We start from the raw sequence: 26,292 nt of genomic DNA, 5'->3' as shown, positions 1-26,292 counted from the left end.
ATGGACTCCACCATCGGCGCGCGGGGTGCCGCGACGATAGACTCGCCGTATGGACTCTCGCCGCACCTTCGCTGCGCGAACGCCCGGTGCCTGAGCGGGCAGGGCGCGGTGCGCCCGAAGCTGAGCATCCGAACCCATCCGCTGACATTCAGCCACCTTCTGGAGACCTTCCTGTGACCGACGTCTCACCCGCGGCGGACGTGACCTATCCCGCCGACGGTTTCGCCCTGTTCCCCGACCGCTCCGTCATCGCTCTGCGCGTGAATGGCGAGTTGAAAGACCTCGCCACCGTCGTCACCGAGAGCGACACCGTCGAGCCCGTGCTCGTGTCGAGCCCCGACGGTCTGTCGATCCTGCGTCACTCGACCGCGCACGTGCTCGCTCAGGCCGTGCAGCGCATCCGCCCGCAGGCGAACCTCGGCATCGGCCCGCCGATCACCGACGGCTTCTACTACGACTTCGGCGTCGCCGACCCGTTCACTCCCGAAGATCTCAAGGCGATCAAGAAGGAGATGGAGCGGATCGTCCGCGAAGGCCAGCGGTTCGTCCGCCGCGTCGTGAGCGAGGACGAGGCGCGCGCCGAGATGGCCGACGAGCCGTTCAAGCTCGAGCTCATCGACCTCGCGGGCGGGCCCGGATCGGGTGCGAACGCGGCCGAAGGGGCGTCGGCCGAGATCGGTGCGGGCGAACTGACGATCTACGACAACGTCACCCGCGACGGCGAGACCGCGTGGCGCGATCTGTGCCGCGGCCCGCACGTGCCCTCGACGCGCCTCGTGGGCAACGGCTGGGACCTCACCCGCATCGCCGGCGCGTACTGGCGCGGCAGCGAGAAGAACCCGCAGCTGCAGCGCATCTACGGCACCGCATGGGCGACGAAAGACGAACTGCGCGCCTATCAGCAGCGCCTCGAGGAGGCCGCCAAGCGCGACCACCGCAAGCTCGGCAAAGAGCTCGACCTGTTCTCATTCCCCGAAGAGATCGGCCCCGGTCTGAGCGTCTTCCACCCCAAGGGTGGAATCATCCGCTACGAGATCGAGCGCTACATGCGCGAGCGCCTGCTCGCGGCCGGCTACGAGGTCGTCAACACCCCGCACATCACCAAGGGCGACCTCTTCATGACCAGCGGTCACCTGCAGTGGTACGCCGACGGCATGTACCCCCCGATGATGCTCGACGAGGTCGTGGATGCCGACGGGCACGTCAGCCGCGAGGGCCAGGAGTACTACCTGAAGCCCATGAACTGCCCGTTCCACAACCTGATTTTCCGCTCGCGAGGGCGCTCGTACCGCGAGCTGCCGCTGCGTCTGTCGGAGTTCGGGTCGGTGTACCGCTACGAGAAGAGCGGCACCCTGTCGGGTCTCACGCGCGTGCGCGGCATGACCCAGGACGACACCCACATCTACGTGACCGCCGACCAGGTCAAGGGAGAGCTCACCCACAGCCTCGACTTCGTGCTGCAGACCCTGCGCGACTACGGCCTCAACGACTTCTACCTGGAGCTGTCGACCAAGGAAGACGGCAACCCGAAGTTCATCGGCGACGACCGCCTCTGGACCGAAGCGACCGAGACGCTGCGCGAAGTCGCGGAGGCATCGGGTCTCGAGCTCGTGCCCGACCCCGGCGGAGCGGCCTTCTACGGCCCGAAGATCTCGGTGCAGGCGCGCGATGCGATCGGTCGCACCTGGCAAATGTCGACGATCCAGCTCGACTTCAACCAGCCCGAGCGCTTCGAGCTCGAGTACACCGGGCCCGACGGCGAGAAGCACCGCCCCGTCATGATCCACCGCGCGCTGTTCGGCTCGGTCGAGCGCTTCTTCGCGATCCTGCTCGAGCACTACGCGGGGGCGTTCCCGGTGTGGCTCGCGCCTGTGCAGGTGGTGGGCATCCCCGTCGCCGACGAGTTCGCGCCCTACCTCGACGAGGTCGTCGCGCGCCTGCGGGCCGCGGGCGTGCGCGCCGAGGTCGACCACTCCGATGACCGCATGCCGAAGAAGATCCGCACCCACACCACGCAGAAGGTGCCGCTGCAGCTGATCGCGGGCGAGCAGGACCGCTCGGCGGGCACGGTGTCGTTCCGCTTCCGTGACGGGTCGCAGACCAACGGCATCCCGGTCGACGAGGCGATCGAGAAGATCGTCGCGGCGATCGCAGCGCACACCCTCGTCAACACGGCCGAGGACCTGGCGTGACCATCGGGGATGCCGGCGAGTCGCCCCTCGAGCAGGCGAGCGATTTCGCCGGTGTTCCCGACGCGTTCCAGCGGCTGTGGACCCCGCACCGGATGGTCTACATCAACGCCGGCGCCGACGTGAACCGCGGCGACGGATGCCCGTTCTGCGCTGCGCCGCAGAAGACGGATGCCGACGGGCTGATCGTCTACCGCGGCGTCACCGCGTATGCGCTGCTGAACCTCTTCCCGTACAACTCCGGGCACCTGCTCGTGTGCCCGTACCGCCACATCGCGACGTACGACCAGGCGAGCGCGCAAGAGGTCGCCGAGATCGGCGAGATCACCCAGACCGCGATGCGGGTGCTCCGTCAGGTGAGCAACTGCGACGGGTTCAACATCGGCATGAACCAGGGCGCGGTCGCCGGGGCGGGCGTCGACGAGCACCTGCACCAGCACATCGTGCCGCGGTGGGGGAGCGACGCGAACTTCTTCCCGATCATCGCCCGCACCAAGGCCCTGCCGCAGCTGCTCGGCGAGGTGCGCGAGACCGTGGCATCCGCCTGGCCCGTGTGACCAGCGCCCACACCCTCTCACGCGAAACGGCATGCAGCGCGCCATACGCGGTGACGTGTGGCGCGCTGCATGCCGTTTCGGCGAGTGGGGCGGGCGCGGGTTGGGCTGCGCTCAGCGCACGCGGGTGACGGCGAACTGCTCGCGCGGGTGCGCGTAGAACTCCTGCGCCTCGACGAGCTGCAGCTCGCGCTGGCCCGACTCGTACGTCAGCTGCAGCAGGTCGTACACGCTCGACACGGTCTTCGCGAGGGCCGATGCCGCGTCGCCGCTCGCCCGGTAGTGCGCCGTAAACAGGGCGGCCGTGACGTCGCCCGATCCGTTGGCCTTCATCGGGATGTGCGGGGTCTGCACCATCCAGGCGCCCTCATCGTCGACGGCGAGCATCTCGATCGTGCCCCGGCCGTCGTCGAGCACGGGCCGGTCGGGTCGCTCGACACTCGTGACGAGCACCGTCGTCGGACCCATCGCCCGCGCGGCATCGACCGAGGCGAGCGTCGAGTCGAGGTCAGACGGCTCGGTCTCGGTGAGAAAGCCCAGCTCGAACTGGTTCGGGGTGATGATGTCGGCGGCCGGCACCACGCGCTCGCGCAGCAGCACCGGGATCGCCGGCGCGACGAAGCATCCGCTCTTCGCGTTGCCCATGACGGGGTCGCACGCGTACACGGCGGCGGGGTTCGCCGCTTTCACGCGCGCGACGGCGTCGAGGATCACGTCGCCGATGCCGTCGCTGCCCTGGTAGCCCGAGAGCACGACGTCGATCTCGCCGAAGACCCCGCGCTCCTCGATGCCGAGGATCACCTCGTGAACATCGTCGGGCGAGATCAGCGGGCCGCGCCACGCGCCGTAACCGGTGTGGTTCGAGAAGTTCACCGTGTAGACGGGGAGCACCTCGACGCCGATGCGCTGCAGCGGGAAGACGGCGGCCGAATTGCCGACGTGACCGTAGGCGACGGCGGACTGGATGGACAGGATCTTCATTGCGGTACGGCCCTGCTTTCGGGAGTGCGTGATTCGGAGGGGGAGTTCTCGGTGAGGCGGATGCCTGTGCCGTCGACGTCGGCGGAACGCGCGGCCGCCGCGGCGGCGGTGAGGTCGGCGACGAGCCGTGCCGCGTCGGCGTCGTCGAGATCGTGCACGGTGAGGCGCAGATGGTGGGACGGCGCAGCGCCCGCGAGCACGAACTCGTCGCCGACGCGCGCGAGCCAGCCGCGCCGCATGAGTTGCTCTGCGACGAGGCGCGCCGGCGCCGCGACATCGACCCAGAGGCTGAGGCCGTCGCCGGTGCGCGCGGGCACTCCCGCGGCGTTCAGCTGCTCCACGAACGCGGCGTTTCGCTCTGCGTAGTGCGCTCCGGCAGCGCCGATCTGCGCCATCACACCGTCGTCGGTCAGCATCGCCACGGCGAGGCGCTGCAGCAGGTGGCTCACCCAGGTGGTGCCGGGGCTCAGTCGCAGCGCGAGACGGGCGGCGGTGTCGGGGTCGGATGCCGCGACCGCGAGGCACATGTCGGGTCCGAGGAACTTCGAGACCGAGCGCACGAGCGCCCAGCGTCGGTGCTGCGGCCCGATCACCGAGTGATAGGGCGACGGTGACAGCAACGAGAAGTGGTCGTCTTCGATGACGAGCACATACGGATGCCGGGCGAGCACCGCACGCAGCTCGGCCGCGCGGCCCGCCGAGAGGCTCGCGCCGGTCGGGTTCTGCGCGCGCGGCGTGCAGACGACCGCGCGGACGCCCGCATCGAGCGCGGCCTCGAGCCCCGCGACGGTCATGCCCTCGTCGTCGACCGGAACCGCCACGGGGCGGTAGCCGCCGAGGCGCACCGTGTTCAGGCTCGACAGGAAGCACGGGTCTTCGAGGGCGACGGCGTCTTCGCGGGTGAGTGCCTGCGAGAGCAAGCGGTCGATCGCGTCGGACGCGCCCCCCGTGATCGTGAGCCCGAAGGGGCGCTCGTCGCCCGCCGCCTCGCACATCCAGGCGGTGGCCCACGCGGCGAGCTCGGGATCGATGACCGGTTCGCCGTACAGCACGGGGTGTCCGGTGGCGCGGCCGAGCGCGCGAGCGGGGTCGGGGATGAACGCCGGGTCGGGGTTGCCGGTGCCGACATCGCGCAGCACGCTGCCCGCGGAGAAACCCTCTTGCGGCATCCGACCCACCGCCGCGAGCCGGGTACCGGCGCGACCGCGCGACTCCACGATGCCGGCCTGAGCGAGCTGGCGATAGGCCGCGACGACCGTGTTGCGGTTGATGCCGAGCTGTTCGGCCAGTGCACGAACCGATGGCAGCGTGTCTCCCGCCGACAGCAGCCCGCGCTCGGCGAGCTCGCGCACACTCTCGGCGATCTCGACGGCCGTGCGGCCCGAGAGCGTCTGCAGGGCGGGCGCAGCCGGCGCGGCGGCGGCAGCAGCGGTCATGTGTCCAGCTTATGTGACGGGCCATGCTAGCTTTTGGCCTAGGTCATACTCGCTGCTGTGAAAGAGGCATCCATGTCTGCTCCCACCACTGGTTCGTCGCGCGTCAAGCGCGGCCTCGCCGAGATGCTCAAAGGCGGCGTCATCATGGACGTCGTCACCCCCGACCAGGCGAAGATCGCCGAGGATGCCGGGGCGGTCGCCGTCATGGCGCTCGAGCGCGTTCCCGCCGACATCCGGGCTCAGGGCGGTGTGTCGCGCATGAGTGACCCCGACATGATCGACGGGATCATCGCGGCCGTGTCGATCCCGGTGATGGCGAAGGCGCGGATCGGCCACTTCGTCGAGGCGCAGGTGCTGCAGGAACTCGGCGTCGACTACATCGACGAGTCCGAGGTGCTCTCGCCCGCCGACTACGTCAACCACATCGACAAGTGGGGCTTCACGGTGCCCTTTGTCTGCGGCGCCACGAATCTCGGCGAGGCGCTGCGGCGCATCACCGAAGGTGCGGCGATGATCCGCTCGAAGGGAGAGGCGGGCACGGGTGACGTCTCCGAGGCGATGAAGCACATCCGCACCATCCGCGGCGAGATCGCGCGTCTTTCGGCGCTGCCGAAAGACGAACTCTACGTTGCGGCAAAAGAGCTGCAGGCGCCCTACGAGCTCGTCGCCGAAGTCGCCGCGACGGGCGCGTTGCCGGTCGTCATGTTCGTCGCGGGTGGTGTCGCGACCCCGGCCGATGCCGCGCTCATGATGCAGCTCGGCGCCGACGGCGTATTCGTCGGTTCGGGTATCTTCAAGAGCGGCGACCCCGCCGCGCGCGCCGCGGCGATCGTGAAGGCGACGACGTTCTTCGACGACCCGAAGGTCGTCGCCGACGTCTCGCGCGGCCTCGGCGAGGCGATGGTCGGCATCAACGTCGCCGACCTGCCCGCGCCGCACCGGCTGGCCGAGCGCGGCTGGTGACGCGGGGAGATGCCATGACCGCGCGGGTCGGGGTGCTCGCCCTGCAGGGCGACGTGCGCGAGCATGCGCGAGTGCTGACGGCGCTCGGGGCAGAGGTGACGCTCGTGCGCCGGCCCGGCGACCTGGCATCCATCGACGGCCTCGTGCTCCCCGGCGGCGAATCGAGCGTCATCGACAAGCTGTCGCGCGCGTTCGAGATGCGGGAACCGATCCGCGACGCCATCGCCGGCGGGCTGCCGGTGTACGGCACCTGTGCGGGACTGATCCTGCTGGCCGATCGCCTCGAGAACCCGATCGCGGGGCAGCAGACGTTCGGCGGCCTCGACATCACGGTCCGCCGGAACGCCTTCGGGGGGCAGATCGAGTCGTTCGAGACCGACCTCGTCGCGCCCGGGTCCGAGCCGCGATTCGACCCGCCCGTGCACGCCGCGTTCATCCGCGCGCCGCTCGTGGTCGAGGCATCCGCCGCGGTGCGGGTGCTGGCGACACTGCCGCCTGCGGTGGGCGGCGGCATCGTCGCGGTCGCTCGGGGCGATCTGCTCGCGACGGCTTTCCACCCCGAGGTCTCGGGCGACACACGTTTTCACGAGCTGCTCCTCGAGCGCATCGCCGAGCGCCGTGTCGGCGGTGCGCGCTAACGTGCGGTCATGACGACCTGGGTCGCGCTGCTGCGCGGAGTGAATGTGGGCGGCATCCGGATCCGCAACGCCGACCTCGCGGCGCTCTTCGGCGACCTCGGGGTGACGCAGGTGAGAACCGTGCTGGCGAGCGGCAACGTGCGGTTCGAGGCGGATGTCGAGGTGCCCGGCCGTGCCGCGCTGAAATCGCGCATCGAGGCGGCCCTTCGCGACCGGTTCGGCTACGACGCATGGATCGTGCTGGTCACCCTCGATGAGCTCGCGACGGCGCTCGACGCGTTTCCGTTCGACGCGGACGACGACGCCCGGCAGCCCTACGTCGTGTTCTGCGCCGACACCGGCGTGCGCGATGCGTTGATGGATGCCGCGGCCCCGCTCGATCCCGTCGAAGACCCGACCTCCGCCGGATTCGGCGTCGTGTACTGGAGCGTCGAGAAGGGACGCAGCATCGACAGCCCGTTCGCGCGGGTGCTCGCGAGGCCCGCGTATCGGCAGACGACGACCACGCGGAATCTCCGCACCCTGGCGAAGATCGTCGCTTGATGATGCAGCGCCTCGCGGCGCCGTAAACTGGAGGTTATGTCCGGACACTCCAAATGGGCCACGACCAAGCACAAGAAGGCGGTCATCGACTCCCGCCGCGCCAAGTCGTGGGCGAAGCTCATCAAGAACATCGAAGTCGCCGCCAAGCTCGGCGGTGCCGACCTCTCCGGCAACCCCACGCTCTACGACGCCGTACTGAAGGCCAAGAAGACCTCGGTGCCCAAAGACAACATCGACCGCGCGATCAAGCGCGGCGCCGGCATCGGCGGCGAGTCGGTCGAGTACACCTCGATCATGTACGAAGGCTACGGGCCCAATGGCGTCGCGCTCATGATCGAGTGTCTGACCGACAACAAGAACCGCGCCGCCGCCGAGGTGCGGACGGCGCTCAGCCGCAACGGCGGCACGCTCGCCGACCCCGGGTCGGTGGCCTACAACTTCACCCGCAAGGGCGTCATCGTCGTCTCGGGCGAGGGGACGAGCGAAGACGACGTCATGCTCGCGGTGCTCGAGGCGGGCGCGGAAGAGGTCGAGCCGCACGCCGAGGGCTTCGAGGTCATCACCGAGGCCACCGACCTCGTGCCGGTGCGCTCCGCCCTGCAAGAGGCTGGCATCGAGTACGAATCGGCCGACGTCGAGTTCGTGCCGAACCTCAAGGTCGAGATCGACGCCGACACGGCGCGCAAGGTCTTCCGCCTGATCGACGCGCTCGAAGACAGCGACGACGTGCAGAACGTGTTCAGCAACTTCGACCTCACCGCCGAGGTGCAGGCCGAGCTCGAAGACGACGAGTAAGTCGCACCCCGCGTTTCGCAGAGCGGATGCCTCCCTTCCCGCCTAGCGTGGGGGAGTGGCATCCGCTCTTCGCGTTCTGGGCATCGACCCCGGGCTCACCCGGTGCGGCGTCGGCGTCGTCGACGTCGCGCGCGACCGTTCGGCGACGCTCGTGCACGTGGGCGTCGTGCGCTCGGGCACGGAGCTGCCGATCGGTGAGCGGCTTGCGGTGATCGCCGCGGGCCTGCGCGCGGTGCTCGCCGCGCACCGCCCCGATGTGGTCGCGGTTGAGCGCGTGTTCGCACAGCAGAACCGCGCGACCGTGATGGGCACGGCGCAGGCGAGCGGGGTTGCTCTGCTGCTCGCCGCCGAGCACGGACTGCCCGCGGCCACGCACACCCCGTCGGAGGTGAAGGCGGCCATCACCGGTTACGGCTCGGCCGACAAGCTGCAGGTGCAGACGATGGTCGCGCGCGTGCTGCGCCTCGACGCGCTGCCGCAACCGGCCGATGCCTCCGACGCGCTCGCGATCGCCCTGTGTCACGCGTGGCGCCGCGGCGGCGCCGTGCCCAGCGCGGGCGAGGCGCTCACCCCGGCGCAGCGGGCGTGGGCCGACGCCGAACGGGCGGCATCGCGGCGGTGACCGTGGCTCCGGCGCGTGTCGCTCGAACAAACGTCCGAACCGGGCCGTAGGCTGAAGCGATGATCTCCTCGTTGCGCGGCTCGGTGCTGCATGTGGGTGCCGAGTCGGTCGTCGTCGAGGTCGGCGGCGTGGGCTTCGCGGTCGCGGTGCCCGTTCCCCTCGCCCGCGCGCTGCATCTGGGCGATGAGGCGTTCCTGCACACGAACCTCGTCGTGCGCGACGACGCGCTGTCGCTCTACGGCTTCGCCGAGCGTGACGAACTCGAGACGTTCGCCCTGCTCGTGAGCGTGTCGGGGGTCGGTCCGAAGTCGGCGCTCGGGGTGCTCTCGGCCTTGTCGGTCGATCAGATCGCCGAGGCGGTGGCGGCAGAGGACGACGCCCCGTTCCGCCGCGTGTCGGGCATCGGCCCGAAGACCGCGAAGCTCATCGTCGTGCAGCTGGCGGGCAAGTTGCACGCCTCGCCGCGAGCCGCGACCGGCACGGGCGCCCCCGCCGCGACGGCCGTCGCCGCGCAGGTCGTCGCCGCGCTCGTCGCGCTCGGGTGGAGCGAGCGGGTGAGCACCGAAACGGTGCACGAGATCGTGGCGGATGCCTCGGCATCCGACCGTGCCGCCGTGCCGGCCCTGCTCAAGCTCGCGCTCGCGCAGCTCGGCCCGAGCAGAACGGAGCGCACGAGTGTCTGAGCCCGCCGGCGACATCGCTCGCGACCCGGCAACGCCCGAAGACGATTCGGAGCTCGCCGTCGAGGGTGCACTGCGCCCGTCGTCGCTCGCCGAGTTCGTGGGCCAGCACAAGGTGCGCGGCCAGTTGCAGCTGCTGCTCGACGCGGCGCGCATCCAGCAGCGCCCGCCCGACCACATCTTGTTGTCGGGCCCGCCGGGGCTCGGCAAGACGACCCTCGCGATGATCGTCGCCTACGAGAGCGGCAGGCCGTTGCGGCTGTCGTCGGGCCCCGCGATCCAGCATGCCGGCGACCTCGCCGCCCTGCTGTCGAGCCTCGTTCCGGGCGAAGTGCTGTTCATCGACGAGATCCACCGCATGGCGCGTTCGGCCGAAGAGATGCTCTACCTCGCGATGGAGGATTTCCGCATCGACATCATGGTCGGCAAGGGCGCGGGGGCCACGAGCATTCCGCTCGATCTCGCCCCCTTCACCCTCGTCGGCGCGACGACCCGGTCGGGCCTGCTGCCGAACCCGCTCCGCGACCGGTTCGGGTTCACGGCGCACCTGGAGTACTACGAACCCGCCGAGCTCGAGCGGGTCATCGCGCGTTCGGCGAGCGTGCTGGGCGTCGATGTGCCGCCTGCCGCGCGCGACGAGATCGCCCGCCGCTCGCGCGGCACACCGCGCATCGCGAACCGACTGCTGCGCCGCGTGCGCGACTACGTCATCGTGCACGGCGACGTGGGAACGGGCGCCGACGCGCCAGGCGCCGCGGCGGCGCGGGGCCGGGCGGCGACCGAAGCCGACGTGCACGCGGCGCTCGACCTGTACGACGTCGACGCGATCGGTCTCGACCGCCTCGATCGGGCGGTGCTCGACGCCGTCGTGCGGCGCTTCCGCGGTGGACCCGTGGGCCTGTCGACCCTCGCGGTGACCGTCGGCGAAGAGGCCGAGACCATCGAATCGGTCGTCGAGCCCTACCTCGTGCGCATCGGCTTTCTCGGCCGCACGCCGCGTGGCCGCATCGCGACGCCCGAGGCCTACGCGCATCTGCGGGTGCCGCAGCCGGGCGAGGCCGCGATCTTCGATGACCTATAATCGCTGAAGGCTTCTGCCGCCCTCTTCGCGCCGCTCGGCGCGCACCCGAAAGGTCGTTCCCATGGATTGGATCCTGCTCGTCGCGATGGCGGCGCTGCTCGTCTTCATGTTCTGGAGCTCGCGTCGTCGCGCCGCTCGCATGAAGGCCGAGCAAGAGGCGAAGTCGCGGGCGATGCTGCCGGGCGTCAAGGTGCTCCTGCAGGGCGGCCTGTACGGCACGCTCGTCGAGTACGACGGCGAAGACCTCTCCAAGTCGGCGCGCGTCGAGCTCGCCCCGGGTGTCGAGGTCGAGGTGCACAGTCAGGCCATCCTCCGCGTCGTCGACGAGGAGGAGGGGACCGTCACCGAAGACGAGTTCATCCAGGCCGAGTCCGACCAGGCGGAGTACGCCGCCGATGTCGCCGACGGCGAGCTCTCGTCGCTGAGCGACGACCAGGAGCGCGAGCGCGCGAAGGCGGCCGACGTCCCGGCATCCGACGTCGACTCTCGCGACAAGCCGCAGTCCTGACGCCGACCGCGGCGGCGACGTTCCTCCGGTTCCTCGAAGAAAGCTGAGCCTTTCGTGGCCACTACCACCCCTGTGCGTCACGCGTGGCGCGCACTGACCGCCCTGCTCGCGATCGTGGTCGTGCTGTTCGGCATCAACGCGCTCGGCGTGTATGCGTTCGGCAAGAGCTCGTGGGTACCCGCGCTCGCCCTCGACCTGCAGGGCGGCACGCAGATCATCCTCGAGGCGAAGACGCCCGACGGGTCGACGCCGACCTCGGAGCAGATGGACCAGGCCGCGTCGATCATCCGCCAGCGTGTGGATGCCTCGGGTGTCGGCGAGACCGACATCACGACGCAGGCGGGCAACCAGATCGTCGTGCAGATCCCCGGTCAAGCCGACGACGAGACCCGCAACCGCATCACCGCCTCGGCGCAGATGCAGCTGCGCCCCGTGCTGTATACGACCGCGGCATCCACCTCGTACGTCGGCGAGGACGGCAACCAGACGCCGTACCCCACGCCCGACCCCGGGCTCGTCTCGACCCCGACCGCGTCGCCGACCGACGGCAGCGACCTCAGCTGGGTGACCCCGGCGCTGCAGGCGCAGTTCCTCGCGTACGACTGCTCCGACGAGGCGAACGACCCGGCGAACGCCCCCAAGGATCAGCCGGTGATCGCCTGCGACCCGGCCGGCACCGCGAAGTACATCCTCGGCCCGGTCGAGCTCGACGGCTCGTCGATCACCGATGCCACCGCCGGCATGAACACGCAGAACGGCCAGTGGGTCGTCAACGTCGTCTTCGACGCCGACGGCGCGAAGACCTTCGGCGAGGTCAGCCAGCGTCTGTACGCGTTCACGCAGGCCGGAAAGAGCCCGCAGAACCAGTTCGCCTTCGTGCTCGACGGCGCCGTGATCTCGGCGCCCTCGATGAACGGCGTCATCCTCGACGGCAAGCCGCAGATCTCCGGCTCGTTCACGCAGGAGAGCTCGAAGACCCTCGCCGACCAGCTGAAGTACGGCGCCCTGCCGCTCAGCTTCGAGGTGCAGTCGTCGAACTCGATCTCGGCCACCCTCGGTTCGCAGCAGCTGCAGATCGGCATGATCGCGGGCCTCATCGGCCTCGCCCTCGTCGCCCTGTACTCGTTGATCGTCTACCGCGCGCTCGGCTTCGTCATCATCGCCTCGCTCGCCGTGATGGGTGTGCTCACCTACATCACGCTGTGCATCCTCGCGTGGCGCATGGGCTTCCGTCTGTCGCTGGCCGGTGTCGCGGGTCTGATCGTCACGATCGGGTTCACCGCCGACTCGTTCATCGTCTATTTCGAACGCATTCGAGACGAGTTGCGCGACGGCAAATCGATCACCGGCGCCGTCGAAGACGGCTGGGGCCGGGCCAAGCGAACGATCTACATCTCGAAGTCGATCAACATCCTCGCCGCGGTCGTTCTCTACATCCTCGCGGATGCCACGGTGAAGGGCTTCGCGTTCACGCTCGGCCTCACGACCGTGATCGACATCCTCATCTTCATCCTGTTCACCCACCCCGTGATGCAGTTGCTCGCGCGCACGCGGTTCTTCGGCGGCGGGCATCCGCTGTCGGGCCTCGACCCCGAGGCGCTCGGCGCGGTGTACCGCGGTCGTGCGCAGTTCCGTCAGCCGGTCGCCGCCGGCGCCGAGAAGGGCGCTGCCGCGCGGCGCACCGGGCGCTCGCGCGGCGAGGCCGAGCGGCGCCAGACGATCGCGGAACGCAAGCAGGCGGAACTCGCCGCCAGTAGTCGCAAGGCGACGGAGGGGGACGACTGATGCGCTCCATGAACGAGCTCGGCAACGACCTCTACACCGGCAAGACCTCGTTCCCGTTCGTCGGGCGGCGCAAGCTCTGGTTCATCATCGCCGCGGTGCTCGTGATCGGCGCGGCCCTCGTGCCGCTCATCCGTCCCGTGCAGTTCTCGATCGAGTTCACCGGCGGCTCGCAGTTCACCGTGAGCGGCCTGTCGGCGCCCGACCAGACCGTCGCGACCGACGCCGTGCGCACCGTCGTGCCCGGCGCGAACACCAAGGTCACCACGATCGGCACGACCGAGGGCGAGCAGTCGCTGCGGGTGCAGACCGACCAGATGACCGACGACGAGACGCGCGCGGTCAGCGCGGCTCTCGCCGAGGCATTCGACGTGCCCGCCGCCGAGGTCAGCTCGTCGTTCATCGGGCCCAGCTGGGGTCAAGACGTGACGCGCCAGTCGCTCTGGGGCCTCGCGATCTTCCTCGCGCTGACCTTCGTCATCCTCGCGCTCTACTTCCGCACCTGGAAGATGTCGGTCGCGGCCATCATCGGCCTCGTCGACGTGCTCGTCATCACGATCGGCGTCTACGCGCTGTTCGGCTTCGAGATCTCCCCGGCGGCCGTGATCGGCTTCTTGACGATCCTGTCGTACTCGCTGTACGACACCACCGTCGTCTTCGACAAGATCCGCGAGAACACGCGCGACGGCGAGTCGTCGGGGCGCACGTTCGGCGAGTCGGTGAACCTCGCGGTCAACCAGACGCTGATCCGCTCGATCAACACGACCGTGGTCGCGGCGATCCCGACCGGTGCGATCCTGTTCATCGGTGCCCTGTGGCTCGGTGCGCAGACGCTCACCGACATCTCGCTGTCGATCTTCGTCGGAACGATCGTCGCCGCGTACTCGACGCTGTTCGTCGCCGCGCCGCTCTACTCGCTGCTGCGCGAGAACGAGCCGGCGATCAAGGCGCGCGACGCGCGGGTGCTCGCGGCGCGCGAACGCTCCGCCGTCGAGGTGTGACGGGACGCGTGATCGCTCGGGCGTAGGATTGACGGATCTCAAGGGGAAGGTGAGCGGATGACCGAGACGGTGCCCGCGTCGGCCGCCTCGGGCGGTGCGCCCGCACCGCAGGGTTCGTCGCTCCGCCGTCTCGTGCCGCGCATCTTCTCGCGCACGCCCTCGCGCAACGGCGTCGAGCAGCTCGTACGCATCGTCCGTACGCACCACCCGAAGGGTGACGTCGCGATCATCGAGCGCGCCTACCAGACCGCGGCGCGCGCACACGCGAGCCAGAAGCGGCAGAGCGGCGAGCCGTACATCACGCATCCGCTCGCGGTCGCGCAGATCCTCGCCGATCTCGGCCTCGGGCCGCGAGCGATCGCCGCGGCTCTTCTGCACGACACGGTCGAAGACACCGACTACAGCCTCGAGCAGCTGACCGCCGAGTTCGGCGACGAGGTCGCCATGCTCGTCGACGGGGTCACCAAGCTCGACAAGGTCAAGTACGGCGACGCCGCTCAGGCCGAGACGGTGCGCAAGATGATCGTGGCGATGTCGAAAGACATCCGTGTGCTGCTCATCAAGCTCGCCGACCGCCTGCACAATGCGCGCACATGGGGCTTCGTGCCGCCCGAGAAGGCCGCGAAGAAGGCCACCGAGACCCTCGAGATCTACGCGCCGCTGGCCAACCGCCTCGGCATCCAGGCGGTCAAGAGCGAACTCGAAGACCTGTCGTTCGCGGTGCTGCACCCGAAGCTCTACGCCGAGATCGACAGCCTCGTCAAGCAGCGCACCCCGCAGCGCGAAGAGTACGTGCACACCGTCATCGACGCCGTCGAGTCGGACCTGCGCGATCTGCGCATCCGCGGGCGCGTGATGGGGCGACCCAAGCAGCTCTACTCCGTGTACCAGAAGATGGTCGTGCGCGGTCGCGAGTTCGACGACATCTACGACCTCATCGGCATCCGGGTGCTCGTCGCGACGGTGCGCGACTGCTACGCGGTGCTCGGCTCGATCCATGCCCGCTGGACCCCGATCCCCGGCCGGTTCAAGGACTACATCGCGACGCCGAAGTTCAACCTCTACCAGTCGCTGCACACGACCGTGATCGGCCCCGGCGGCCGCACCGTCGAGATCCAGATCCGCACGAACGAGATGCACCAGCAGGCCGAGTACGGTGTCGCGGCGCACTGGAAGTACAAGGAGCGGATGGCGGGGAAGACCCCCGACTCGAAGTCGGTCGACGCCGACATGGCGTGGCTCGCGCACATCTCCGACTGGCAGGCCGAGACGGCCGATCCGGGCGAGTTCCTCGACTCGCTGCGCTTCGAGATCGGCGCGAAAGAGGTCTACGTCTTCACGCCGAAGGGTCGTGTGATCGGTCTGCCGGCGGGAGGCACTCCCGTCGACTTCGCCTATGCCGTGCACACCGAGGTCGGTCACCGCACGATGGGCGCGAAGGTCAACGGGCGTCTCGTGCCGCTCGAGACGCCGCTGAACTCGGGCGACGTGGTCGAGGTGTTCACCTCGAAGAACCCCGACGCGGGGCCCAGCCAGGACTGGCTGACCTTCGTCAAGTCGACGCGGGCGCGCAGCAAGATCCGCGGCTGGTTCACGAAGGAGCGCCGCGAAGAGGCGGTCGAGCAGGGCAAGGATGCCATCGCGCGCGCCATGCGCCGGCAGAACCTGCCGCTGCAGCGCCTGATGAACCAGGATTCGTTCACCGACGTCGCCCACCAGCTGCGCTACGAAGACGTGACGGCGCTCTACGCCGCCGTCGGCGAGGGGCACATCTCGACCCAATCGGTCATCGAGAAGGTGACCGCCCTCGTCAGCTCGCAGGAAGACACCTCGACCGGTCCGATCGAGATCCCGCACGTCGGCCGGTCGAAGGCTCCGCGCGGCGGCGATTCGGGCGTGCTCGTGCGCGGGGCGCCCGACATCCTGGTGAAGCTCGCCAAGTGCTGCACGCCGGTGCCGGGTGATGAGATCGTCGGCTTCGTCACGCGGGGGAGCGGCGTCTCCGTGCACCGCGCCGACTGCACCAACGTGCGCTCCCTGATGGGCGACTCGGAGCGCATGATCGACGTGTCGTGGGCACCGACGACCAAGAGCGTCTTCCTGGTGCACATCCAGGTCGAGGCGCTCGACCGTTCGGGTCTGCTCAGCGACATCACGCGAGTGCTGAGCGAGCACCACGTGAACATCCTCTCGGCCTCGGTGCAGACCACCAACGACCGGTTGGCGCTCAGTCGCTACGTGTTCGAGATGGGCGACATCGTGCATCTCGACCGTGTGCTGAACGCCGTGCGTCGGATCGACGCCGTCTACGACGTCTATCGCGTCACGTCGTCGTAGCTCCGACTGCGGCGCGAACGCGCAGGAACGCGAGCGCGTGCCGTTTGTAGTGCACGGCTCCGCCGCGCTCGAGCGCGGCGATCGCTTCGACCGCGAGTGCGGGGCGCCAGCGGAGCATCGCGTCGACGTAGCCACCGACGGTGTCGCCGGCATCGCCTGCGAGGTGCGCACGCACGAGATCGGCGAGGGTCTGCGCGGGCGTAGTCACCCACACGCCGCCGATGCAGTCCGCGACGCCCTCGGGCAGCAACTGGTCGCGATAGACCAGGCGCGCGTCGGGCGCCTGGTTCAGCCGCGCCGGTGAGCGGCGCTGCACGGTGTGGCGGGCGGGCGCATCGGGCACCGCACCGTGCACCCAGGCGGCACTCTCGCGAATGACGGCGAGGGCGGCCGGGATCATCGGGCGCAGCGACGCCGCCCGCAGCTCGCGGGTCTCGACCGCGTCGGCGGGCATGTACGCCTCGCCGACCTCGACGACGTCGCCGTCGAGCCGCGCGCTGGCGAGCTCGGCGGTCGACAGGCGGTCATCGGCGAAGTACAGGAACGGCCAGGACATGTCTGGCAGTGTGCCACCGCGCGGCGCCCGGTGCGGGGCGTCGGAGGAATCTGTGGAGGAATGCCCCCGCGCGCTCAGCCGCCGAGGGCTTTGAGCCAGCTCTTGCGCGCCTCGAGAGCCTCGGTGGCCTTGGCGATGGCCCGGGCATCCTTCGACGCCTTGGCCTTCTCGAGGTCGGCCTCGAGCGCGGGGATCGCGTCGCGCAGCTGCTGCGTCATGTCGTTCTGACGCGCCGTCGTCTCGGGGTTGTTGCTCTTCCACGCGGCGTCTTCGCGGGCCTTCAGCGCCTGCTCGATCTTGCGCAGGTCGTCGTCGAGGGCGCGCTCGGCCTCGCGCGGGTACACGCGGCCGATCTCGTCCCAACGGCGCTGGATGCCGGTGAGGATCGTGCGGGCCTTGGCGTTGTCCTTCTCGGCGCCGACGGCCGCGGCCTCGTCGAGGAGCACCCGCTTGGCGTCGATCTTCTCCTTCGACGCCTCGGCATCGGCCAGCTCGCGACCGGCGCGTGCGGCGTACAGCGCGTCGCCGGCGGCCTTGAAGCGCGCCCACAGCGCATCGTCGGCCTTCTTGCCGGCGCGACCCGAGAACTTCCACTCGTCGAGCAGGGTGCGGTAGGCGCCGATGCCGTCTTCACCGCGGCTCTCGAGCGCTTCGGCGCGCTCGACGAGGCGCGTCTTGGCGTCGCGCGCCGACTTGTGCTGTTCGTCGAGGCCCGCGTAGAACTCACGGCGGTGCTTGTCGAGGGTGGCCCGCGCATCGCGGAATCGCTTCCACAGCTGTTGGCCGGTGGCCTTGGGCAGACGGGGGCCGGATGCCTGGTGGGCCTGCCACTGCTCGAAGAGGGCCGTCACCTCGGCGCTCGTCTGCTTCCACTGGATCGACTTCGGGTCGCGTGCGGCGATCGCCTCGACGCGCTCGACGAGTGCGGTGCGCTCGGCGATGGCGGCGTCGACGGCGGCGCGCTGGGCCTGCGCCTCTTCGGCCGACGCCTCGCTGAGGGTGGCGTCGAGCGCCGAGAGGCGAGCCTCGAGGGCGGCGAGGTCGCCGACGGCGGCCGCGCCGACGACGCGCTCGCGCACGGCGCGCGAGGTGGAGCGGAGGTCGGATGCCGAGGCGCCACCGGCGCGGTGACGCGTTTCGAGCAGCGTGACCTCGCCGGCGAGGTCGGCGAACTTGCGCTCGAAGTAGGCGAGAGCCTCGGCGGGGGTGCCGTCGGGGTACTGGCCGACGACGCGCCACTGGTCGCCCTCGCGCACCGACACGGTGCCGTCGTCGTCGACGCGCCCGAACGGTTCGGCGGGTGCGGCGGCGGTCGGTGCGACGGGAGCGCGACGGGCCGGGGGACGGGGTACCGGGATGCGGCCAGGAGTGGGCGCCGGCGCCGGCGCGGGGGCGGGTGCCGCCTCGAGGGCAGCGGCCTGCTCGACGACCTCGCCGTCGACGATCTCTTCGACCACGGTGACGGCGACGGCTTCGGGTGCCTCGGGCTCGCCCTCGACGACCTCGATGCGCACGATGTCGATCGCGGTCGACGGGGTGTCGTCGCCGGAATTCTGCGCCTGGTCGGCGGGGGAGGCGGGTGCGACGGGCTCGGCGGCGGCCGCTTCGTCGTTCGCGGGAGCAGTGGCGTCAGTCACAGGTAGCACCTCGTCGCGGATCGCGCCGCGTGGGGTCGATCGACCCGGCGGCGCAACAGGTGCTCCGTCCGGTCGGCACGGGAGTTCGGTCGGCCAACAGCCTATACGTCGCGGGCCGCGCGCATCGCGGCGACCGCGATCACGGCGTCGGGGTGGGCGACGGCGTGTCGGTGGCGGTGGGCTCGGGCGCCGGCGTCGAGGTCGACGTGGACGACGGGGTGGGGCTCGGCGCGGGCGTGCCGGGGCCGACGGTGAAGTAGGCGACCTGCGCGGCGATGATCGCGACGAGGAGCACCGCGCCGGCGATGCCGGCGATCAGGTTGTCGCGGCGGCGCCGCGCCCCGAGGCTCGCGTGGAACTCCTGACGCGCGCGGTAGACGCGGGCGCGCTCCTTCTCTTCGCGCGACTGCTTGCCGCTTGCACCGTTCGCCACGGGAACCTCCTTGCGTTCCCGGTCGTCCGGGCCGCAAGAATCCTATCCGGTGGGCGGGCGCGCTCCGGCGGCGCCCGTGTCGGCCACCACGGATAGCCTGGACGGGTGGCACAGGCATCCGCGCTCTTCCAGGGTCAGACCCCGCTGGCCGTGCGCATGCGGCCCACCTCGCTCGACGAGGTCGCGGGCCAGGGGCACCTGTTACGCCCGGGATCGCCGCTGGTCGCCCTCGCCGATCCCGCCGGCACCACGAAGAACGCCGTGTCGGTGATCCTCTGGGGCCCGCCGGGCACCGGCAAGACGACTCTGGCGCAGGCGATCGCGCGCACGTCGGGTCGGCGCTTCGTCGAGCTGTCGGCCGTGACGGCGGGCGTACGCGACGTGCGCGAGGTGATGCAGGATGCCATGACGCAGCGCGACCTGTACGGGGCCTCGACGATCCTCTTCCTCGACGAGATCCACCGCTTCACGAAAGCGCAGCAGGACGCCCTGCTGCCGGGGGTCGAGAACGGCTGGGTCATCCTCATCGCCGCGACCACCGAGAACCCGTCGTTCTCGGTGATCTCGCCTCTGCTGTCGCGATCGCTGCTGCTGACGCTGCAGCCGCTCACCGACGATGACCTCGCCTCGCTCGTCGACCGCGCCGTCGCCGACCCGCGCGGACTCGCTGGCGAGGTGACGCTCGATCCGGCGGCGCGCGCGGCGATCGTGCAGCTCGCCTCGGGCGACGCGCGGCGCGCGCTGACCTCGCTCGAGGCGGCCGCATCGATGGTCGCACCCGCACCCGACAGTGCAGATGCGGGCGACGCGCCGCCGCCGCTCATCACCGCCGAGGTCGTCGCGCAGGCGGTCGATCGCGCGCTGCTGCGCTACGACAAGCAGGGCGACGAGCACTACGACGTCATCAGCGCCTTCATCAAGTCGATCCGCGGCTCCGACGTCGACGCGGCGATCCACTACCTCGCGCGCATGATCGAGGCGGGGGAGGACCCGCGTTTCATCGCCCGTCGGCTCGTGATCTCGGCATCAGAAGACATCGGCCTCGCCGACCCGCAGGCGCTCGTCATCGCCGTCGCGGCCGCCGACGCGGTCGCGTTCATCGGCATGCCCGAGGGGCGCATTCCCCTCGCCGAGGCGACCGCCTACCTCGCCACGACCGCGAAATCCAACGCCGCGTACCTCGCGATCGACGCGGCGATCGCCGACGTGCGCGCGGGCGGCTTCGGGCGGGTGCCGCTGCCGCTGCGCGACGCGCACTATCCGGGCGCCAAGCGCCTCGGCCACGGCAAGGGCTACATCTACCCGCACGACCTCGAGGTGGGCGTCGCCACCCAGCAGTACCTGCCCGACGAACTGCGCGGTCGTCACTACTACGAGCCCACCGGCCGCGGCCTGGAACGCGACATCGGCGCGCGCGTCGAGAAGATCCGCAAGATCCTCGGCGACTGAGGGCGGAGATCGGCGGCGCCCGAGCGGCCGGTGCATCGTGCGACGATCGAGACGTGACCTCTGATCGGATTCCGCACTGGCAGCTGCTGCGCAGCACCCCGATGTTCGACGGCTACACCCGGGTGCGGCGCGACACCTACCGGCTGCCCGACGGTTCGGAGTCGGACTGGGACGTGCTCGAACAGCGCGACACCGTCGCCGTCGTGGCGTTCACGACCGCCGGCACCGTGCTCGTGTTCGAGCAGTTCCGCGTAGGCCCCGCCGCGCCGATCGTGGAACTGCCCGGCGGCCTGATCGACCCGGGCGAGAGCGCCCTCGTCGCCGGAGCGCGCGAGCTCGCCGAAGAGACCGGGTTCGCGGCCGGCGCGCTGTTCGACGCGGGCGCCGAGTGGGCGGGCGCCAACTCGACGCGCCGAAAGTCCGTCGTGATCGCCGCAGGGTGCCACCGCGTCGGCGATCCGCACTGGGAGGCGGGGGAGACCGGCGCGATCGGCGAGCTCGAGGCATCCGACCTCGTGCCGCACCTGCTCTCGGGCGCGCTGAGCGATGCGGGCGCGGCCCTGCGCGGCCTGCACGTGTTCGCGCGCGCCGACGTGACCGACCCGCCGCTCGTCGCGCTGCAGGCGCGCGTGCGAGCGCTGCTCGACCCCGCCGCAGCTCCCGTCGCCGCCACCGACGCGTCCGACGGGTTCGACGCGTTCTGGCACCGCGTCGACCTCACCGCCCCGGCGGCGGCCCGCGCCGCGCTCGAGCAGGTCATCGCTGCCGCAGATGTCGGAGAGGCGCGCGTCGACTACGAGCGTGCCTCACTGCACGATTCGCTCGGCGAAGAGGATGCCGCCGTGCCGCTCTATCGCGCGGCGCTCGCGGGCGACCTCGACCCCGAGCTGCGCACGCAGGCGACGATCCAGCTCGCCAGTACGCTCCGCAACCTCGGCGACGCGTCGGGGGCGATCGCACTGCTGCACGCCGTGCCCGACAGCGACCCCCTGGTCTCGTCGGCGCGGGCGTTCCTCGCGTTGGCGCTGCACTCCGACCAGAAGCCCGTCGAGGCACTGCGCGTCGCACTGCAGACCCTCGCGCCGCGGCTGCCGCGCTATCAGCGCGCCGTCGGCGCGTACGCGGGCGCCCTCGCGAAGCCCGACCGCGTGCGAGCGATCGCGGTGGGTCTCATGGTGCGGGGCGGTGCGGTACTGCTCGAGTCGTACCCCGCGAACGAGCGGCACGCCGAGTTCCTCCGCGCCCCCGGTGGCGGCATCGAGTTCGGCGAGACGGCCGAGGCCGCCGTGCACCGCGAGTTCGCCGAAGAACTGGATGTCTCGCTCGAGAGCGTGCGCCCGCTCGCCGTCACCGAGAACATCTTCGACAGCGCGAGCGGGCGCGGTCACGAGATCGTGCACGTGTTCGCCGTCGACAGCGCCCAGCTGGCGGCCCTTCCGGCCGACGAGCGGATCGCCGTGCGCGACAGCCACACCACGGTCGGCTGGTACGACCTCGCCGCGCTCCGCGGCGGTGCCGGTGCGGGGGGCATTGCCGTCTACCCGACGGGAGTGCTCGACCTCCTCGACTGAGTGGCGGGTGGCGTGTGTCAGGCTTGCGCCATGTCGCCCCTCGCGCTCGGTGTGCTCTCGGTCGTGCTGCTGAACCTGTACGCCATCGTGCTCGTCGTGCTGCGATCGCGGGTGTACGGCGTGCCCCTGTACCGCCCGATGCTGGTGAACATCGCCCTGTCGGCGCTGCCGGTGCTGCTGGCCATCGTGTTCGGACTGGGGCTGATCGTGCTGACGCCCGTGTTCGGGGCCATCACCGAGCGTGTGTCGGGCGCCGGCTCGGTGTTCGTGTGGGTCTACCTGCTCGTGGCCACCGCGGTGTGGCTGCTGCTCTTCCCTAACTCGGTCTACCTCATCACCGAGCTGAACTTCAGTCATCGCGCCGAGGTGACGCCGGTGCCGCTCTGGTACGACATCGTGCAGACGCTCGCGCTCACCCTGTCGGGCATCGCCAACGCGATCCTGAGCCTCGCCGTGGTGCAGCTGGTCTACATCGTCATGGTCGACCCGCCGACGGGCGCCATCCCGACCGGCAGCTGGGTGTTCGCCGGCATTGTGATCGTGCTCGGCGCCGTCGGCGTGTACCTCGGCCGCTATCTGCGGCTGAACAGCTGGGATGTGCGGCATCCGGCCTCTCTCGAGCAAAAGCTCCGCACCCACCTGCGCCAGCGCGGCAAGGCGCTCGAGGCGTTCGGATTCGTGCTCACGCACGCCCTCTTGATCGCGCTGCTGTACGTGCCGCTGTTCACCCTCGCCTGGTCGACCATCGGCGCAGACGCTCTCTGATAAGCTCGAGTGGCTCGAAACGGAGTTTTCGGGCATCCCCTCTCTTCTTGACCGACCTTCCGGCATGCCCCGGCGTGCAGTCCGGACAGGGCGAGGAGAGGCGATACGTCCGCGAGGCGCGACAGTCGCGTCCGCGTAACGAAAGGAACACTTCGTGGCTACGAAGTCCCAGGACCGCCGCAAGGTGCGTCTGTCGCGCGCCCTCGGCGTCGCACTCACCCCCAAGGCGGCCAAGTACCTCGAGAAGCGTCCCTACGCTCCGGGTGAGCACGGCCGCACCAAGCGCAAGCAGGACAGCGACTTCGCCGTCCGCCTCCGCGAGAAGCAGCGTCTGCGCGAGCAGTACGGCATCCGTGAGAAGCAGATGCGCAACACGTTCAACGAGGCCCGCCGCAAGGACGGCCTGACCGGTGAGAACCTGGTCGAGCTGCTCGAGATGCGCCTCGACGCCCTCGTGCTGCGTGCCGGCTTCGCCCGCACCACCGCGCAGGCCCGTCAGCTCGTCGTGCACCGTCACATCCTCGTCGACGGCCAGCTCGTCGACCGCCCGTCGTTCCGCGTGAAGCCGGGTCAGCTCATCCACGTCAAGGAGAAGAGCGAGGCGCTCGAGCCCTTCCAGGTCGCCGCTGCCGGTGGCCACGCCGAGGTGCTGCCGAACGTTCCCGGCTACCTCGAGGTCGAGCTCGACAAGCTGCACGCCACGCTCGTGCGTCGTCCCAAGCGCGCCGAGGTGCCCGTCACGTGTGACGTGCAGCTCGTCGTCGAGTACTACGCGGCGCGCTGAGCCGTTCCGTCTTGTCGCACCCGGTCGATCGATCGTGTGCGCGGAAGGCGCCGGGGTTGCCCCCGGCGCCTTCCGGCGTTTACGGCCTAACATGGATGCCATGAAGAGCTTGCTGTGGTTCGTGCTGGGACTGGCCGGGGGCTTCGTCGCGGCCCACCTCGTCAACAAGGACCCGCGCGGCCACGAAGCTCTCGCCGAAGTCGACGCGCGCATCACCGAGTTCACCGACCGCATCGGCGAGGCCTACCGCGCCCAGGAAGCGAAGATCGACGGCATCGCCGCCGATGTGAAAGACGTCACGGCGAACGCCCTCGACGCGGCCAAAGCCGCCGCCTCCGACACGCTCGAGGCCGCGAAGGACGCGGCATCCGCTGCCGTCGCCCCCCTCACCGACTGACCCGACCGACCCGCCCCTCGCCGCGCCGTCCACGACGCGGCGGTGCCGCATGCCCGAGGACCCACTCATGAAGACCGCCGAGATCGCGAAGCGCTACCTGGACTACTTCGAGAAGCAGGGGCACACGATCGTGCCCTCGGCTTCGCTCGTCAGCGACGACCCCGCGCTGCTGTTCGTCATCGCGGGGATGGTGCCCTTCATCCCGTATCTCTCCGGCGACGTGCCGGCGCCCTACAAGCGGGCCGCCGACAACCAGAAGTGCATCCGCACCAACGACATCGAAGAGGTCGGCAAGACGCCGCGGCACGGCACGTTCTTCCAGATGCTCGGCAACTGGTCATTCGGCGACTACTTCAAAGAAGGCGCGATCCGCTACGCGTGGGAGCTGCTGACGAGCCCTGAAGACGAGGGCGGGCTCGGCTTCGACCCGAAAGACCTCTGGGTCACCGTCTACGAAGAAGACGACGAGGCGCACGACCTGTGGCGCGAGATCGCGGGTCTTCCCGAAGAGCGCATCCAGCGCCTCGGCAAAGACACGAACTACTGGTCGACCGGTCTTCCCGGCCCCGCCGGCCCCTGCTCCGAGATCTTCTTCGACCGGGGCCCCGCGTACGGCATCGACGGGGGACCGGCCACCGACGACGACCGCTACGTCGAGATCTGGAACCTCGTGTTCATGCAGTACGAGATCACCGACGTGCGCTCGAAGTACGACTTCGAGATCGTGGGGGAGCTCCCCGCCAAGAACGTCGACACCGGCATGGGGCTCGAGCGCATCGCCTTCATCAAGCAGGGCGTCGACAACATGTACGAGACCGATCAGGTGCGCCCCGTGCTCGACGAAGCGGTGCGCCTCTCGGGCAAGACGTACGGCGCGAACCACGACGACGACGTGCGCTTCCGCGTGGTCGCCGACCACGTGCGCTCCTCCCTCATGCTGATGAGCGACGGTGTGACGCCCTCGAACGAGGGTCGGGGCTACATCCTGCGGCGCCTCATGCGCCGTGTCATCCGCGCCATGCGCCTGCTGGGCGTCGACGGACCGACGTTCGCCGAGCTGTTCGCCGCATCGCGCGACGCGATGAAAGAGGCCTACCCGATCGTCGAGACCGACTACCCGCGCATCTCGCAGTATGCCCTGGCCGAAGAGGCGACGTTCCTGCGGACGCTCGCGGCGGGCTCCGAGAACCTCGACCAGTCGATCGCCGCGGCCAAGGATGCCGGGCGTGACGGCATCGGCGGCGCCGAGGCCTTCTTGCTGCACGACACCTACGGGTTCCCCATCGACCTGACGATGGAGATCGTCGAAGAGGCGGGGCTGCGGGTCGACCGCGACGCCTTCGACACCCTCATGCAGGAGCAGCGCACGCGCGCCAAGGCAGACGCCCGCTCGCGCAAGCGTCAGCTCGCCGACACGAGCGTCTACCGCGAACTGCGCGCCAAGGGCGAGACCGTCTTCACGGGCTACAGCGACCTCGAGACCGCCTCGACGGTGCTCGGCATTCTGCACGACGGCGTGCCCGTGACGCGCGCGTCGGCCGGTCAGATCGTCGAGGTGATCCTCGCCGAGACGGCGCTCTACGCAGAGAGCGGCGGTCAGGTCGCCGACAAGGGCATGATCGTCGGCCCCGGGTACGAGCTCGACGTGATCGACGTGCAGCGGCCCGTGCCGGGGCTCGTCAGCCACACGGTCGAGGTGACGACCGGCGAGGTCGGCGTCGACCAGCCGGCGACGAGCGTCGTCGACGCGGTGAACCGCCGCGCCGCCCAGCAGGCGCACTCCGCGACCCACCTCGTGCACGCGGCGCTGCGCGACACCCTCGGTAAGACTGCCACCCAGGCGGGCTCGCTGAACCGCGCCGGCTACCTGCGCTTCGACTTCTCGTGGAACCAGGCGCTGTCGGACGCCACGAAGACCGAGATCGAAGAGATCGCGAACAACGCGGTGCGCGACAACCTCGAGGTCACGACCCGCGTGCTGTCGCTCGACGACGCCAAAGCGGCGGGGGCGATGGCGCTGTTCGGCGAGAAGTACGGCGACACGGTGCGCATGGTCGACATCGGCGGCCCGTGGTCGCGCGAGCTGTGCGGTGGCATCCACGTCGCCTCGAGCGCCGAGATCGGCCTCATCAACGTCATCGGCGAGTCGTCGGTGGGCGCGTCGAACCGCCGTGTCGAGGCGCTCGTCGGGCAGGACGCCTTCCGTGAGCTCGCGACCGAGCGCGCCATCGTGGCGCAGCTCACCTCGTCGCTGAAGACGCCGAAAGACCAGCTCGCGGCGCGCATCGCCGAGCTCTCGGCGAACCTCAAGGCCGCCGAGAAGAAGATCGCGCAGTTCGAGGCCAAGGCGCTCGAGGGCCGCATCCCGTCGCTTGCCGCCGGGGCGAAGGCCACGGGAGCGTTCCGTGTGGTCGCCGAGTCGGTGGGCAGCGCGGCGTCAGCCGACGACGTGCGTTCGCTGGCGCTGCAGGTGCGCGAGCGCGTGGGTGGCGACGCGGTCATCGCCCTCGGCGCCGAGGTGTCGGGCCGGCCCGTCGTGATCGTCGCCACCGGCGACGCCGCGCGCGCTGCCGGGGCGAAGGCGGGCGTG

The 26,292-nt window shown here is 70.1% G+C and carries 25 protein-coding genes; 20 read left to right on the top strand and 5 right to left on the bottom strand.

From position 1 onward, the window contains the following. The 3 genes from G3N18_RS09355 to G3N18_RS09345 are packed head-to-tail and all read left to right on the top strand — an operon-like array spanning position 1 to position 2,746. Positions 1–177, top strand: a complete 177-nt coding sequence (locus tag G3N18_RS09355) for a hypothetical protein (RefSeq protein WP_196384015.1) — start codon at positions 1–3, stop codon at positions 175–177. Further along, positions 174–2,192 (top strand): threonine--tRNA ligase, encoded by a 2,019-nt coding sequence (thrS, locus tag G3N18_RS09350; RefSeq protein WP_196384014.1) that lies wholly within the window; start codon positions 174–176, stop codon positions 2,190–2,192. Before G3N18_RS09355 ends, thrS begins: the two co-directional genes overlap by 4 nt. Beyond that, positions 2,189–2,746, top strand: a complete 558-nt coding sequence (locus G3N18_RS09345; RefSeq protein ID WP_338038450.1) for an HIT family protein — start codon at positions 2,189–2,191, stop codon at positions 2,744–2,746. The genes thrS and G3N18_RS09345 overlap by 4 nt, the downstream gene beginning before the upstream one ends. A 111-nt stretch (positions 2,747–2,857) precedes the next feature. On the opposite strand, the gene pdxY is transcribed toward G3N18_RS09345, so the two are convergent. Then, positions 2,858–3,724: a pyridoxal kinase PdxY gene (gene pdxY, locus G3N18_RS09340; protein ID WP_196384013.1), complete on the bottom strand. Its 867-nt coding sequence runs from the start codon at positions 3,722–3,724 to the stop codon at positions 2,858–2,860. Then, a complete protein-coding gene (locus tag G3N18_RS09335) occupies positions 3,721–5,160 on the bottom strand; it encodes an aminotransferase class I/II-fold pyridoxal phosphate-dependent enzyme (RefSeq protein WP_196384012.1) in 1,440 nt (479 codons plus the stop codon). The genes pdxY and G3N18_RS09335 overlap by 4 nt, the downstream gene beginning before the upstream one ends. A gap of 72 nt (positions 5,161–5,232) precedes the next feature. On the opposite strand from G3N18_RS09335, the gene pdxS reads away from it, so the two are divergent. The 11 genes from pdxS (at position 5,233) to G3N18_RS09280 (ending at position 16,110) form a co-directional block, all read left to right on the top strand. Then, positions 5,233–6,123, top strand: a complete 891-nt coding sequence (gene pdxS / locus G3N18_RS09330) for a pyridoxal 5'-phosphate synthase lyase subunit PdxS (protein ID WP_196384011.1) — start codon at positions 5,233–5,235, stop codon at positions 6,121–6,123. Positions 6,124–6,137: 14 nt separating this feature from the next. Then, the gene (gene pdxT / locus G3N18_RS09325) at positions 6,138–6,761 is read left to right on the top strand and encodes a pyridoxal 5'-phosphate synthase glutaminase subunit PdxT (protein WP_196384010.1); all 624 of its coding nucleotides are present in this window, start codon (positions 6,138–6,140) and stop codon (positions 6,759–6,761) included. A gap of 9 nt (positions 6,762–6,770) precedes the next feature. Then, entirely contained in the window at positions 6,771–7,304 is a 534-nt protein-coding gene (locus G3N18_RS09320) for a DUF1697 domain-containing protein (protein ID WP_196384009.1), read from the top strand. Positions 7,305–7,340: 36 nt separating this feature from the next. Then, positions 7,341–8,099, top strand: a complete 759-nt coding sequence (locus G3N18_RS09315; RefSeq protein WP_196384008.1) for a YebC/PmpR family DNA-binding transcriptional regulator — start codon at positions 7,341–7,343, stop codon at positions 8,097–8,099. 55 nt (positions 8,100–8,154) lie between these two features. Beyond that, a complete protein-coding gene (gene ruvC / locus G3N18_RS09310; RefSeq protein ID WP_196384007.1) occupies positions 8,155–8,721 on the top strand; it encodes a crossover junction endodeoxyribonuclease RuvC in 567 nt (188 codons plus the stop codon). 59 nt (positions 8,722–8,780) lie between these two features. Further along, on the top strand, positions 8,781–9,404 hold the full coding sequence (gene ruvA, locus G3N18_RS09305) for a Holliday junction branch migration protein RuvA (RefSeq protein WP_196384006.1): 624 nt from the start codon (positions 8,781–8,783) through the stop codon (positions 9,402–9,404). Beyond that, the gene (gene ruvB / locus G3N18_RS09300; protein ID WP_399548528.1) at positions 9,397–10,482 is read left to right on the top strand and encodes a Holliday junction branch migration DNA helicase RuvB; all 1,086 of its coding nucleotides are present in this window, start codon (positions 9,397–9,399) and stop codon (positions 10,480–10,482) included. Before ruvA ends, ruvB begins: the two co-directional genes overlap by 8 nt. A gap of 61 nt (positions 10,483–10,543) precedes the next feature. Continuing rightward, positions 10,544–10,990, top strand: a complete 447-nt coding sequence (locus G3N18_RS09295) for a preprotein translocase subunit YajC (RefSeq protein ID WP_196384005.1) — start codon at positions 10,544–10,546, stop codon at positions 10,988–10,990. Between the two features lie 54 nt (positions 10,991–11,044). Next, entirely contained in the window at positions 11,045–12,775 is a 1,731-nt protein-coding gene (secD, locus tag G3N18_RS09290) for a protein translocase subunit SecD (RefSeq protein ID WP_196384004.1), read from the top strand. Next, positions 12,775–13,773, top strand: coding sequence for a protein translocase subunit SecF (gene secF, locus G3N18_RS09285; RefSeq protein ID WP_196384003.1), 999 nt, complete (start codon positions 12,775–12,777; stop codon positions 13,771–13,773). Before secD ends, secF begins: the two co-directional genes overlap by 1 nt. Positions 13,774–13,830: 57 nt before the next feature. Beyond that, entirely contained in the window at positions 13,831–16,110 is a 2,280-nt protein-coding gene (locus tag G3N18_RS09280; RefSeq protein ID WP_196384002.1) for a RelA/SpoT family protein, read from the top strand. On the opposite strand, the gene G3N18_RS09275 is transcribed toward G3N18_RS09280, so the two are convergent. The 3 genes from G3N18_RS09275 to G3N18_RS09265 form a co-directional block, all read right to left on the bottom strand. Then, on the bottom strand, positions 16,097–16,666 hold the full coding sequence (locus G3N18_RS09275) for an SAM-dependent methyltransferase (protein WP_196384001.1): 570 nt from the start codon (positions 16,664–16,666) through the stop codon (positions 16,097–16,099). The two genes, G3N18_RS09280 and G3N18_RS09275, sit on opposite strands and share 14 nt — an antisense overlap. Before the next feature lie 74 nt (positions 16,667–16,740). After that, the gene (locus G3N18_RS09270) at positions 16,741–17,928 is read right to left on the bottom strand and encodes a DUF349 domain-containing protein (RefSeq protein WP_338038452.1); all 1,188 of its coding nucleotides are present in this window, start codon (positions 17,926–17,928) and stop codon (positions 16,741–16,743) included. 514 nt (positions 17,929–18,442) lie between these two features. Then, positions 18,443–18,736 (bottom strand): dioxygenase, encoded by a 294-nt coding sequence (locus G3N18_RS09265; RefSeq protein ID WP_196384000.1) that lies wholly within the window; start codon positions 18,734–18,736, stop codon positions 18,443–18,445. Positions 18,737–18,892: 156 nt separating this feature from the next. Here G3N18_RS09265 and G3N18_RS09260 point away from each other — a divergent pair, with 156 nt between their 5' ends. From G3N18_RS09260 to alaS, 6 genes are all read left to right on the top strand, one after another. Next, positions 18,893–20,185 (top strand): replication-associated recombination protein A, encoded by a 1,293-nt coding sequence (locus G3N18_RS09260; RefSeq protein ID WP_196384025.1) that lies wholly within the window; start codon positions 18,893–18,895, stop codon positions 20,183–20,185. Between the two features lie 53 nt (positions 20,186–20,238). Beyond that, complete coding sequence (locus G3N18_RS09255; protein ID WP_338038449.1) at positions 20,239–21,756, top strand: tetratricopeptide repeat protein; 1,518 nt, start codon at positions 20,239–20,241, stop codon at positions 21,754–21,756. 30 nt (positions 21,757–21,786) lie between these two features. Next, the gene (locus tag G3N18_RS09250; RefSeq protein WP_196383999.1) at positions 21,787–22,521 is read left to right on the top strand and encodes a DUF1361 domain-containing protein; all 735 of its coding nucleotides are present in this window, start codon (positions 21,787–21,789) and stop codon (positions 22,519–22,521) included. A 154-nt stretch (positions 22,522–22,675) separates the two neighbouring features. After that, complete coding sequence (rpsD, locus tag G3N18_RS09245) at positions 22,676–23,305, top strand: 30S ribosomal protein S4 (RefSeq protein WP_196383998.1); 630 nt, start codon at positions 22,676–22,678, stop codon at positions 23,303–23,305. Positions 23,306–23,405: 100 nt separating this feature from the next. Further along, positions 23,406–23,702, top strand: coding sequence for an ATPase (locus tag G3N18_RS09240; protein ID WP_196383997.1), 297 nt, complete (start codon positions 23,406–23,408; stop codon positions 23,700–23,702). 67 nt (positions 23,703–23,769) lie between these two features. Beyond that, the coding region (alaS, locus tag G3N18_RS09235) for an alanine--tRNA ligase (protein ID WP_196383996.1) at positions 23,770–26,292 on the top strand (2,523 nt) is incomplete at its 3' end.

The sequence above is a fragment of the Microbacterium paulum genome (genome assembly GCF_015707995.1).
Lineage (GTDB): Bacteria > Actinomycetota > Actinomycetes > Actinomycetales > Microbacteriaceae > Microbacterium > Microbacterium paulum.
The sequence above is the reverse complement of the archived record's forward strand: the minus strand, read 5'-3'. Positions and strand labels throughout refer to the sequence as shown.

Excerpts from the sequence above, each read along its gene's own strand:
- G3N18_RS09355 (WP_196384015.1), top strand. The coding sequence starts at position 1 with ATGGACTCCACCATCGGCGCGCGGGGTGCCGCGACGATAGACTCGCCG.
- pdxY (WP_196384013.1), bottom strand. The coding sequence starts at position 3,724 with ATGAAGATCCTGTCCATCCAGTCCGCCGTCGCCTACGGTCACGTCGGC.
- G3N18_RS09335 (WP_196384012.1), bottom strand. The coding sequence starts at position 5,160 with ATGACCGCTGCTGCCGCCGCCGCGCCGGCTGCGCCCGCCCTGCAGACG.
- pdxS (WP_196384011.1), top strand. The coding sequence starts at position 5,233 with ATGTCTGCTCCCACCACTGGTTCGTCGCGCGTCAAGCGCGGCCTCGCC.
- pdxT (WP_196384010.1), top strand. The coding sequence starts at position 6,138 with ATGACCGCGCGGGTCGGGGTGCTCGCCCTGCAGGGCGACGTGCGCGAG.
- G3N18_RS09320 (WP_196384009.1), top strand. The coding sequence starts at position 6,771 with ATGACGACCTGGGTCGCGCTGCTGCGCGGAGTGAATGTGGGCGGCATC.
- G3N18_RS09315 (WP_196384008.1), top strand. The coding sequence starts at position 7,341 with ATGTCCGGACACTCCAAATGGGCCACGACCAAGCACAAGAAGGCGGTC.
- ruvA (WP_196384006.1), top strand. The coding sequence starts at position 8,781 with ATGATCTCCTCGTTGCGCGGCTCGGTGCTGCATGTGGGTGCCGAGTCG.
- G3N18_RS09295 (WP_196384005.1), top strand. The coding sequence starts at position 10,544 with ATGGATTGGATCCTGCTCGTCGCGATGGCGGCGCTGCTCGTCTTCATG.
- secF (WP_196384003.1), top strand. The coding sequence starts at position 12,775 with ATGCGCTCCATGAACGAGCTCGGCAACGACCTCTACACCGGCAAGACC.
- G3N18_RS09280 (WP_196384002.1), top strand. The coding sequence starts at position 13,831 with ATGACCGAGACGGTGCCCGCGTCGGCCGCCTCGGGCGGTGCGCCCGCA.
- G3N18_RS09275 (WP_196384001.1), bottom strand. The coding sequence starts at position 16,666 with ATGTCCTGGCCGTTCCTGTACTTCGCCGATGACCGCCTGTCGACCGCC.
- G3N18_RS09260 (WP_196384025.1), top strand. The coding sequence starts at position 18,893 with ATGCGGCCCACCTCGCTCGACGAGGTCGCGGGCCAGGGGCACCTGTTA.
- G3N18_RS09250 (WP_196383999.1), top strand. The coding sequence starts at position 21,787 with ATGTCGCCCCTCGCGCTCGGTGTGCTCTCGGTCGTGCTGCTGAACCTG.
- G3N18_RS09240 (WP_196383997.1), top strand. The coding sequence starts at position 23,406 with ATGAAGAGCTTGCTGTGGTTCGTGCTGGGACTGGCCGGGGGCTTCGTC.